Annotated in this window: 11 protein-coding genes; 5 read left to right on the top strand and 6 right to left on the bottom strand. The window is 69.5% G+C overall.

What is annotated here, in order from left to right:
- Positions 1 to 231 precede the first annotated feature (231 nt).
- The 3 genes from AX721_RS24785 to AX721_RS24775 all read right to left on the bottom strand — a co-directional run bounded on the left by AX721_RS24785 (position 232) and on the right by AX721_RS24775 (position 2052).
- Positions 232 to 810 (bottom strand): hypothetical protein, encoded by a 579-nt coding sequence (locus AX721_RS24785; protein ID WP_082765588.1) that lies wholly within the window; start codon positions 808 to 810, stop codon positions 232 to 234.
- 43 nt (positions 811 to 853) lie between these two features.
- Positions 854 to 1111 carry a hypothetical protein gene (locus AX721_RS24780; protein ID WP_068878635.1) on the bottom strand — a complete coding sequence of 86 codons (258 nt, stop codon included), beginning with the start codon at positions 1109 to 1111 and terminating at the stop codon, positions 854 to 856.
- 74 nt (positions 1112 to 1185) lie between these two features.
- Positions 1186 to 2052, bottom strand: a complete 867-nt coding sequence (locus AX721_RS24775) for an SDR family NAD(P)-dependent oxidoreductase (protein WP_068878634.1) — start codon at positions 2050 to 2052, stop codon at positions 1186 to 1188.
- A gap of 110 nt (positions 2053 to 2162) precedes the next feature.
- Here AX721_RS24775 and AX721_RS24770 point away from each other — a divergent pair, with 110 nt between their 5' ends.
- Complete coding sequence (locus AX721_RS24770; RefSeq protein WP_068878633.1) at positions 2163 to 3062, top strand: hypothetical protein; 900 nt, start codon at positions 2163 to 2165, stop codon at positions 3060 to 3062.
- A 247-nt stretch (positions 3063 to 3309) separates the two neighbouring features.
- Entirely contained in the window at positions 3310 to 5766 is a 2457-nt protein-coding gene (locus AX721_RS24765; RefSeq protein ID WP_231733347.1) for a TonB-dependent receptor, read from the top strand.
- A 76-nt stretch (positions 5767 to 5842) separates the two neighbouring features.
- On the opposite strand, the gene AX721_RS24760 is transcribed toward AX721_RS24765, so the two are convergent.
- The 3 genes from AX721_RS24760 to AX721_RS24750 are packed head-to-tail and all read right to left on the bottom strand — an operon-like array spanning position 5843 to position 7507.
- Positions 5843 to 6619: a hypothetical protein gene (locus AX721_RS24760; protein ID WP_068878631.1), complete on the bottom strand. Its 777-nt coding sequence runs from the start codon at positions 6617 to 6619 to the stop codon at positions 5843 to 5845.
- 30 nt (positions 6620 to 6649) lie between these two features.
- The gene (locus AX721_RS24755; protein ID WP_068878630.1) at positions 6650 to 7171 is read right to left on the bottom strand and encodes a YdcF family protein; all 522 of its coding nucleotides are present in this window, start codon (positions 7169 to 7171) and stop codon (positions 6650 to 6652) included.
- Positions 7172 to 7195: 24 nt separating this feature from the next.
- Complete coding sequence (locus tag AX721_RS24750) at positions 7196 to 7507, bottom strand: hypothetical protein (protein ID WP_068878629.1); 312 nt, start codon at positions 7505 to 7507, stop codon at positions 7196 to 7198.
- A gap of 251 nt (positions 7508 to 7758) precedes the next feature.
- Between AX721_RS24750 and AX721_RS27635 the strand changes: the two genes are divergently transcribed.
- The 3 genes from AX721_RS27635 to AX721_RS24735 form a co-directional block, all read left to right on the top strand.
- Complete coding sequence (locus AX721_RS27635) at positions 7759 to 8886, top strand: ABC transporter permease (RefSeq protein WP_068878628.1); 1128 nt, start codon at positions 7759 to 7761, stop codon at positions 8884 to 8886.
- Between the two features lie 23 nt (positions 8887 to 8909).
- Positions 8910 to 9713, top strand: a complete 804-nt coding sequence (locus AX721_RS27630) for an ABC transporter ATP-binding protein (protein WP_068878636.1) — start codon at positions 8910 to 8912, stop codon at positions 9711 to 9713.
- On the top strand, positions 9713 to 10368 hold a 656-nt coding region (locus tag AX721_RS24735), incomplete at its 3' end, for an MlaD family protein (protein ID WP_068878627.1). The genes AX721_RS27630 and AX721_RS24735, both read left to right, overlap by 1 nt.

Raw genomic sequence — 10368 nt, 5'->3', positions numbered from 1 at the left:
CCTTCGCGTTGACCCACCGTCGCCGAGCCGCGGCGCCGTCGCCATTCGGGGCCTCCCCCTAGGTAGCGCTACGGAGCGGCCGCAAGGCGGCGAACTCGAACTCTCCGCTCGACTTCTTCGGACGGAGGCAGGGAGCCTCTTTCACGTGAGCATCGCGCCGCAACGCCACGAGTTCCAAGACCCGGGCGTCTGGCCCCAGCCGCCATCAGGCGTGGACAATGCGAGTCCAGCCTAGTCGTCGGGAGACAGCCGCACCGAGGCCTCCGCCAGGCGCCGGTACAGCCGGCGCCGGCGCGCGAGGGGCTGCCAGTCGTAGAGGAAGATCTGGATCGGGCGCCAGTTGGCCACCCACCCAAGGATGATCAGACCTTCGTCGAACACGCGCCCGAGATAGCCGCCCAGCAGTTCGCCGAGGATCCGGCCCAGCACGACGGCGACGGCCAGGACGGCCAGCCCCACGCCGAGCGAGGCTCTTCCGACGCGGAACAGGTCGCGCAGTTCCCAGCCGACCACCTCCGCCCGATAGGCGAAGTAGTTGCGGATCGCATCGCCGATGTGGGCCGCGTCCTCGCGCTTGGCCTGCGCCGCCGGCAGATGGACCAGGATCTCGATCGGAGCCTTTGGCATCTCGCCGGCCCAGCCGACGACGTACTCCTCCACGCGTTCGTCCAGATCCCGCTCGCGGTATGGGAGCGGATCGAGGTTGTGGAACAGCTGGCCGATGTCGTGGATGCGCAGTTCGATGGGGCGGGTGCGCCCGGCCGCGCCGGACGGCCGGCGTTGCGTCGACGGCGGGATCCTGTCTGTCATGGACCGATCCTCGGGCATGCCGCGAAGCGGGCGTTGACCGCGATCAAGCCCGCCGGCGGCCCTTCGAGCGCATCGCAAAGCCCGCGGCGATGGCGAGTTGCCGCTTCGCCGCAGCCAGGGCCTCGGCGAGCTTGTCCGCCTGCCCCGGCGACCTCGCCAGCCGCTCGGCCGCGTCCAGATAGATGCCAAGAGCGGTCAGCGTTCCGACGAGATCCGGCGCGCCGGCAGGCCCAGCGGCGAGGTTGGGGACTTCCGGGACCTTCTTACGGGACGGCCCCCGCGTCTGTGTCTGCTCGCTCACGCCGCGGCCTCCAGAACGCATCGGCGCCATCTAGCGCACCGAACACCACCGGCGGCAAGTTCCGGTTGTGCCGACTACGGCAACAGACCCAACTGCTTGCCCACGACCCGGTCGAGCATTCGTTTGGGCAGGTGCTCGCCCATGAAGATCCGGAACATGTCGGGCGCAACCGTGTAGCGGACCTTCGGCTTCGGTGCGGTCAGGGCGTGGCAGATGACCTCGCCGATCCGTTCGGGCGGAAGACCCGACCGGCCGAGCTGCAGCATGTAGGCGCGGATGCGGTCCAGGGCGGCGGCATATGGCGTATTGGCGTAGCGGCTCACGTCGACCTGGTCGGCCTTGTCCCAGATCGGCGTCGCGACCGCCCCAGGCGCCACGACGATCACGTCCACGCCGAACGGCAGCAGTTCGCGTCGCAGCGATTCCGACAGGCCTTCCAGCCCGAACTTGGAGACGTTGTAGGGGGCCATGAACGGGTTCGCGGTCCGCCCGCCAACCGAGGAGATGTTGACGATCCGGCCCGGATCGCGAGCGGCCGGCGTCCGCGCGCCGAGCAGCGGCGCGAACGCCTGCGTGACGATCACGACGCCCGTCAGATTGACCTCCAGCTGCTGCCGGAACTCGTCGACCGGCAGGTAGAGCAGCGGTCCGGCCACGGCGATCCCGGCATTGTTGACGAGGCCCGCCAGGGTGGCGCCCGCAAGCGCCGCCTCCACCTGTGCGGACGCCGCCTGCGCCGCCTGCGCGTCGGTGACGTCGAACACCAGGGGCGTGAACGCGTCCCCGAATTCGGCTTTTAGGCGGGCGCCGTCCTCGACCTTCCGCACGCTGCCGAAGACGTGGAAGCCCTTCGCCACGAGCACGCGCGTCGCACCCAGCCCGATCCCCGTCGAGACTCCCGTGACCACCACAGATCGCGCCACCGCCGCCTCCCGCCTCATCGTTGTACGGCCAAGCTCACACGGAGCCTGCCAGGGGTTCAATCCCCTTCCCTGCAAAGGGAATCGGGGGCTCTATCCCGGCCTTCATCTCCCGAGAGGTCGATCGCCGCATGAGTCCCGCCGACATCGTCCTCGCCATGGCGGCCGTCTTCCTGGGCGGCCCGATGCTCTGGTCGCTGGCGATGATGGTCCGCAGTCCGCGATGGTCGGGGCCGCGCTCGGGCTGGGATTGGAGCCTCAGCCTCGCCTCGGCCCTCGCGTACGCCCTGGCCTACAACGTAGTCTTCTTCATTCAGGAACTGTTCCTGGTGGTCCCGAAGGCGCTGACGCCTGGGCTGAAGCCGACACTGTTCCACAACAACCACGGCTGGACGGGCGAGAACCCGCTGGCCGAGCTGTTCCAGGGAACGGGGGCCTTGGCGACCGTCATCGTCGGCGTCGCCTTCGCGATCTGGGCCACCCGGCGGGCGCCGCGCGCGCTGGGCCTGCGCCTGTTCGTGACCTGGATGGCGCTGCTGGGGCTGCTCGAAGCGCTACCCCAGGTGCTGATCGGCACGGTGATCCCCCAGAACGATGTGGGGCGTGCGATGGCGTACCTGCAGCTGCATGACGCCGCGAAGATCGCCGCCTCGGTCGGAGCTCTGGCGGCCATGGCGCTGGCGTGCGGGCTCGCGACCCCGCTGGTCCTCAGCCTCGTCCCCGGCGCCGACGCCCAGGGACCGCGCGGGCGCGCGCGCACCGTGTTCCGCTATGCCGTCCTACCGGCCTTGCTGGCCGTGGCGCTGATCGTCCCGTTCCGCCTGCCGGGCGCGACCATCGAGGTCCTGTTTCCTCCCGTCGTGGCGACGCTGGTCGCGGCGACCTGGCTGCAGGCCTGGTCCTGGCACGCGCCGCGCGCGCCCGCCGGCCCGCCCTCGCGAAGCTGGACCCTCGCCAGCCTGCTGGCGTCGCTGATCGCGCTTCTGGCGTTTTTTCAGATCCTCCTTCGCCCAGGCGTACCGTTTTTCTGAACGGCGACACTGCTCCCGGCGCCTCCGCTCTGCGAACGCCGATATGCCTATGGGTAACATTCCGCAGCGGCAGGCGACGGTTTCGTGACAACGGCGCCACAGGTCGCCGCAAGAAGGCCCGCCGAACGCCGCAATCCCTTTGCGCATAAGGGATTGCGCCCGCTACGCGCGCGTTTCCGAGCGAAGATCCTGCACCTCCCCATAAGCAGGACCGCATCGGGGAGAACGGACCGAAATGAAATCTGGAATGTTGTTCCGCACGTCGGCGCTCGCCGTCGTGCTCGCGGGCGCCTTTGCGTCCACCGTCCAGGCCCAAGAGGCCGCCGCGGATCGCGAGATCGAAGAGATCGTCGTCACCGCCCAGAAGCGCGAGCAGAGCCTGCAGGACGTGCCGATCGTGGTAACCACGGTCAGCGGCGAACTGCTGCAGGACGCCGGCGTGAGGGATATCCGCGACCTGACCGTGCTGACGCCCGGCCTGACCGTCACCTCGACGTCGAACGAAACCATCGTCACCGCCCGCGTCCGCGGCGTGGGCACGGTGGGCGACAACCCCGGCCTGGAAAGCTCGGTGGGCGTCGTGATCGACGGCGTCTATCGCCCGCGCAACGGCGTGTCGTTCGGCGACCTGGGCCAGGTGAGCCGCATCGAGGTGCTGAAAGGGCCGCAAGGCACCCTGTTCGGCAAGAACACCTCGGCCGGCGTCATCAACGTCATCACCGCCGGTCCGACCAAGGACTTCCAGGCGGAAGCCGAAGCTACCTACGGCAACTTCGACCAGATGGGCGTGACCGGCTCGGTCAGCGGCCCGATCAGCGACAAGGTTTCGGCTCGCCTGTTTGCCGGCACGCGCCAGCGTGACGGGTACCAGGACATCATCGTGGGCCCCGGCCCGCGCACCAAGACCCGCGACAACGACCAGAACTTCTACACCGTCCGCGGTCAGGTCGAGCTCGAGGCCACCGACGACGTGAACATCCGCTTCATCGCGGACTACACCAAGCGGGACGAGAACTGCTGCGTCGGCACCCAGCTCTTCGTGGGCCAGGCCGCCAACAGCCGCGCGAACCTGATCAACGCGGTTCGTCCCGGCTCGCTGGACCTGACCTCCACCCCGTTCGACCGCCAGGGCTACGCCAACCGCGCGACCAGCCAGGACGTCGAGGACATGGGGCTCTCGGGCGAGCTCAACTGGAACCTCGGCAACGGGATGCGCCTGACCGCCATCACCGCGGTCCGCAACTGGCGCTCGGAGACCGGCCAGGACAGCGACTTCACCGCCGCCGACCTCGTCTATCGTCCGGCGGACGGCTCGAACTTCGTCGAGTTCGGCCAGTTCAGCCAGGAACTGCGCCTGGCCGGCGAAGGCCTGGACGGCAAGCTCAACTGGCTGGTCGGGGGCTTCTACGCCAAGGAAGACCTCAAGACCCGCTCGGTCTTCAAGTATGGCACGGACTACTACGCCTACTTCGCCGGCCGCGTGCTGGGCGGCGTCCCGGCCCTCATCGGCCTGACGCCCGGCTCGGTGCTGCAAACCGGCGCCGGCTCTGACGACCGCTACAAGCAGGAGGGCGAGACCTTCGCCCTCTTCACGAACAACAGCCTGCAGATCACCGAGCAGCTGGAACTGACCGTGGGCCTGCGCTTCACCCGGGACGAGAAGTCGCTCCGGTCGCAGTACAGCACCACGGGTTCGACCTGCGACCAGGGCGAAGCGGCCTTCGGGACGCTCGCCGGCCTCCTCGGCCAGGCCACCGCCTCGACCATCGTCGGCGGCCTCTGCCTGAACGCCCAGAACAACGACTTCGACGCCCTGGGCCGCTACACGCAGAAGAACACGGAAGAGGAGTTCTCGGGGACGGCCAAGCTGGCCTACCGCTGGAACCCCGACGTCATGACCTATGCGTCGTACTCGCGCGGCTACAAGGCGGGCGGCTTCAACCTCGACCGCGAGCAGGCGATCGTGGTGACGGCCGGCGGCCCGAACTTCACGGCCGACGCGGACACCGGCTTCAAGGGCGAGTTCGTGGACAGCTACGAGCTCGGCGCCAAGACCAGCTGGCTCGACCGCACCCTGCTGCTGAACGTGGCGGCGTTCTACCAGAAGTTCACCGACTTCCAGCTGAACACCTTCGTCGGAACGGCCTTCGTCGTGGAGACTCTGCCGAAGGTGGTGTCCAAGGGCGTCGACCTGGACTTCATCTACCTGCCGCCGATCGACGGCCTGACCCTCCAGGGCGGCGTCACCTACGCCGAAACGGAGATCGGGAAGTTCGCGGCTGCGGACCTCATCAACCCCACCCGCTTCAACAGCCTGCGCCGCCTGCCCGGCGCCCGGCTGTCGTTCGCGCCGCTGTGGTCGGCCTCGCTGGCCGGCACCTATGAGCGCGAGGTGGGCAACGGCCTGAAGTTCAAGGCCAACCTCTCGGGCAAGTTCACCTCGAGCTACAACACCGGCTCCGACCTGCATCCCTCGAAGCTGCAGGACGAGATGGTGCTGGTGAACGGCCGGATCGGCCTGGGCTCGGATGACGAGCGCTGGACCGTCGAGCTGTGGTCCAACAACCTGTTCGACAAGGACTACGTCCAGGTCGGCTTCAACGGGCCGTTCCAGGTGGACGAGAACAACGACGCCGTCAGCGTCTACGACGCCTTCCTGGGCGCCCCGCGCACCTACGGCGTGACCCTGCGACTGAAGTACTGATCGCTCTGCGTACCTGAGCGTCGGTGGAGGGGGCGGCCCGGAACGATCCGGGCCGCCCTCTTCATTTGTCGAAGCCTCAGTCGCGGCGGGTGGAGACGGGCGCGTTCGGATCCGGCGCGGCCGGCGGCGTGTAGCTGGGCAACGGCTCCGGGGCCGGCAGGGGCGCCGCCGCGACGACGGGCGGCGGCAACGACAGCATCGGCGGCGACGGCGCCGCTTCGGTCGTCCTGGTCGGTCGGGGGGTCCTGGCTGCGGACGCTGCCGCGCCAGTCTCGACTCGGGCCGGCGGCGTGGGCTGTCGCGCCTCCGCGACCTCAGGCGTCGGCGGTGGGGCGGCAGGCGGCGCCACCGGGGGCGACTCGGTGGCGGTCGCCGCTGCTGCGCCTTGCGTCGGAGCTGATTCCAGCGCCGCCTCCTGCCCGCGGCTCAGGGCATAGGCGACGCCCAGGACCGCGGCCAGACCCGCCACGGCCGCGACGATGACCGGGGCCGGCGACTTTCGATGGGCTTTGCGCGCGCCGGAACCCACCGGCTGCACGATCACCGGCGCGACCTCGATATAGGGCTGCGGAGGCGGCGCCGGTTCCCGCTCCGGCGGCTCGGCGACGACCGGCGGCGCCGGTTGGGGCTGGGGGGCCAGCGCCGAACGCGCAGGCGCGGCGGCGGGAAGGCCGGCGAAGGCGGGCGGGCCCGCGGGTCGGACGAACGCGGGGGTGATGGTGCGAGGCGGCGCCTCGGTCGGCGGTGGCGACGGCGCGGCCTTCGGCAGCGGCCCGACGCGGAACGGCGCCTGGGGCATCTGGGGCCAGGCGCTGTTGCGGGCGAAGGGGTTGTCGTCCTGTTCGGAAGCCATGTCTCAAAGTTCAGCGGGACTTGGACAGCACTATGACGCGCGCCGGCCGCGGCGCGCCATCGCCAGCGCCAGCGCCAGCGCCAGCGCCAAGTTGTGGGGGATCGCCAGGCCCTCGCGCAAGGTCATCCCCAGACCGTGGCCGAAGGGCGGGCGCTCGCCGCACGGCCAGCCTCGGCTCGCCACACCGTGCAGAGCCAGGAGGATGCGGATGCGCGGCAGGTGGTAGGCGTCGCTGCAGGCGACCACGTAGGGGTGTCCGCCGGCCGCGACCTGGCGCGCGGCGGCGGCGGCGTTCTCGGCCGTGGTGCGGCTCGCCTCGTCCAGGATGAGCCGCTCCGGCGCGATGCCCTGCGCCGCCAGCACCCGGCCCATGACCGAGGCCTCGGACGGCGCGCCGGGGACCGCGGCGCCGCCCGAGCAGAGAACCGGCGCGTCGGGATGCGCCCGCGCCGCGGCCAAGCCGCCGCCGATCCGCCGCAGCAGAGCGGGCGACGGGGCGCCGTCCGGACGCACCACGGCGCCGAAGATCACGATGAGGGGGGGCGCGCTCACGCAGCCAGCATGGCGCGCGCCGCCCTAGCCGTTCAACGGCGGATGATAATGCTCGATGAGGTCGGCCCGCTCCGCCTCGCGGATGGCGCGGGTCACGTTGAGCCGGGTCAGCACGGTCGCCTCGGCGTATTTCCGCCGCGCCTTCTCCAGGTCGGAGCGCCACGTCTGGCTGGCCAGATTGTCGGTCTCGCCGGCGTAGACGACGTTGGCCCCCTCCTCCGTCAGTTCCGCGATGACATAGTTGGCGCCGGCCGGGGGCAGGAACCGCTCCTCATCCAGCGGGCTGTAGCGATAACGCGCGCCGGAGGCCCCTGCGAGGTCGATCTGTCGGGTCACTCTCTCCACTCCTACGCTAGCGAGTCGGGTCCGTAGTGGGACCTCCGGATGCTTACCCGCCGGACTTGGACCAAAACTTGGCTGAGCGTTGCCGTAGAGGGCTCTGGAGCGCGAAATCATCGTTGGGAACAACCTTCGCCATATGGACGTTGGGCCCTGGCGCTGTCTCTGTAAGGCGCCAACGCCAAGAGGGAGACTGAATTCGGCGGCCGGGGCTGGACAGCCGCCTCGCACCCCGAAACAACCCGAGTATGGAGAAGCCCGCCGACTTCCGGATGCAGGCCGCGACCGATCGCCCCACGGCGGCGCTCAGCGGGGACTGGACGACCAACCTGCTGGCCGGGGTGGGCGAACGGCTGGCGCAGGAGCTTCGCGGCCGCCAGGCGGTGAGCCTGGACCTCACCAAGGTCAGGCGGATGGATACGGCGGGCGCCTACGCCATCGTGCGGGCCGTTGGAACCGACTTCAACCTCGACCAGGTCGTGGCGCGCCCGGAGACGCGGCGGCTGCTGGAGCTGGTGGACAACGCCGCCCGGGTCAAGCCGGTGGTCCGGCCCGAGCCGAAGGGCTTTCACAACCTGACCATCCGCATCGGTCGGGGGATGGTGAACCTGGGGGTCGAGTTCCTCGACACCATGGGTTTCCTCGGCCACCTGCTGGTGGTGGCGCTCAGGGCGCTCGTCAACCTGGTCACCGCCCCGCACAAGATCCGCTGGGCGCCGATCTTCACCCAGATGGAGCGCGCCGGCCTCGACGCCATCCCGATCGTGGCGATCACCACCTTCTTCATCGGCGCGGTGGTCGCCCTGCTCGGCGTGAACATGCTGCGCCAGTTCGGCGCCGAGGTGTTCGTGGTCGAGTTGATCGGAGTGGCGGTCATCCGCGAGTTCAACATCGTGATCACGGCCGTCCTGCTCTCGGGCCGCTCCGCCTCGGCCTTCGCCGCCGAGCTGGGCTCGATGAAGATGCAGCAGGAGGTCGACGCCATGCAGGTGATGGGTGTCGATCCGTTCGAGGCCCTGGTGCTGCCGCGCTTCGTCGCCTTGCTGGTGACCATTCCCCTGCTCACCTTCGTGGCCACCCTGGCCGGCCTGCTGGGCGGTCTGATGGTCACCTGGTCGACCCTGGGCCTGGGGCCGACGTTCTTCCTGCAGCGGATCGTCGACAACGTGGGGGCCACCCACTTCTGGATCGCGCTGTCCAAGGCGCCGGTGATGGCGGGCGTGGTGGCCGGCATCGGCTGCCGCCAGGGCCTGCTCGTCGGCGGCGATGTCCAGTCCCTGGGCCAGCGGGTCACGGCCGCCGTGGTCCACGCCATCTTCGCCATCATCATGCTCGATGCCGTCTTCGCGCTCATCTACATGGAGCTCGACCTGTGACGGAGGTCGTCAACGAGAACACGCTGTCGGACGAGGAGCTGCTGGACCAGTCGGGTCCGGCCATCGAGGTGCGCGGCCTGCGCTCCCAATTCGGCGACCATGTCGTCCACGACAACCTCGACCTGACCGCCATGCGCGGCGAGGTCCTGGGCGTGGTCGGCGGCTCCGGCACCGGCAAGTCCGTGCTGCTCAACACGATCATCGGCCTGCGGAACCCGGACGCCGGTTCAGTCACCGTCTTCGGCCAGGAGCTCAAACGCGCCTCCCGACGCCGCTGGAGCGCGCTGGAGCGGTCGTGGGGGGTGCTGTTCCAGGGCGGCGCGCTGTTCTCGAACCTCACCGTGCGCGAGAACATCGCCGCGCCGATGTTCGAGCATACCAAGCTCTCCCGCCGCGAGGCCTACGAACTGGCCGAGCTCAAGATATCGATGGTAGGCCTGCGTCCCGAGGCCGGTTCGCTGAAGCCGGCCGAGCTTTCCGGCGGGATGCGCAAGCGCGCAGGCCTGGCCCGGGCGCTCGCCCTGGACCCGGAACTGCTGTTTCTCGACGAGCCGACCTCCGGCCTCGACCCGATCGGCGCGGCGGCCTTCGACGAACTGATCCGCGACCTGGCGGACAGCCTGGACCTCACGGTGTTCATGATCACCCACGACCTCGACTCCCTCTACGAGATCACCGACCGCGTCGCCGTGCTGGCGGACAAGCACGTGGTCGCCACGGCGCCGGTTCGCGAGCTGGAGCGTTCCGATCATCCGTGGATCCGCGAATACTTCCTCGGAGCGCGGGGCCGCGCGGCCCGCGACGCCCGAACGGGGACGAAAGGCTGATGGAAAGAAACGCCAACTACGCCCTCGTGGGGCTCTCCACCCTGATCCTCACGGTGGCGCTCGTGGTCTTCGTCGTCTGGCTGGCGCGGCTGCGGATCAACGCCGAGTACGACCTGTACGACATCGTCTTCCAGGGGCCGGTGCGCGGCCTCAACGAGGGCGGCGAGGTCCACTTCAACGGCATCAAGGTAGGCGAGGTCAGCAAGATCGCGCTCGACAAGTTCAACCCGCGGAACGTGATCGCCCGGGTGCGGGTCACCGAGGACGTGCCGATCCGTGTCGACAGCTACGCAACCCTCGAGCCCCAGGGCATCACCGGCCTCAACTACGTCCAGATCACGGCCGGCACCGGCACGCGCCCCCTGCTCAAGGAGGCCGACCAGCCGCGGTGCGAGCGCCTGGGACTGGGCCGCGACTGCATTCCGATCATCCGCAGCCAGCGTAGCGCCATCTCGGACCTGCTGGAGGGCGGGGGTACGGTGCTGACCCGCACCATCGAGGCGCTGGACCGTGTGAACCGGGTCCTGTCGGACCAGAACATCAAGACCTTCTCGGCCTCGCTCTCCGACGCCCAGGCGGTCACGGCCGAACTGCGCGAGCGCAAGGCGATCATCGCCGACGCCCAGGCCGCCGTGCAGCGGATCGAGGAAGCGAC

It is taken from the genome of Phenylobacterium sp. CCH9-H3, from assembly GCF_001557235.1.
GTDB lineage: Bacteria > Pseudomonadota > Alphaproteobacteria > Caulobacterales > Caulobacteraceae > Phenylobacterium.
This window is presented reverse-complemented; position numbering and strand designations above follow the sequence as displayed.

Excerpts from the sequence above, each read along its gene's own strand:
- AX721_RS24785 (WP_082765588.1), bottom strand. The coding sequence starts at position 810 with ATGACAGACAGGATCCCGCCGTCGACGCAACGCCGGCCGTCCGGCGCG.
- AX721_RS24775 (WP_068878634.1), bottom strand. The coding sequence starts at position 2,052 with ATGAGGCGGGAGGCGGCGGTGGCGCGATCTGTGGTGGTCACGGGAGTC.
- AX721_RS24770 (WP_068878633.1), top strand. The coding sequence starts at position 2,163 with ATGAGTCCCGCCGACATCGTCCTCGCCATGGCGGCCGTCTTCCTGGGC.
- AX721_RS24765 (WP_231733347.1), top strand. The coding sequence starts at position 3,310 with ATGTTGTTCCGCACGTCGGCGCTCGCCGTCGTGCTCGCGGGCGCCTTT.
- AX721_RS24760 (WP_068878631.1), bottom strand. The coding sequence starts at position 6,619 with ATGGCTTCCGAACAGGACGACAACCCCTTCGCCCGCAACAGCGCCTGG.
- AX721_RS27635 (WP_068878628.1), top strand. The coding sequence starts at position 7,759 with ATGGAGAAGCCCGCCGACTTCCGGATGCAGGCCGCGACCGATCGCCCC.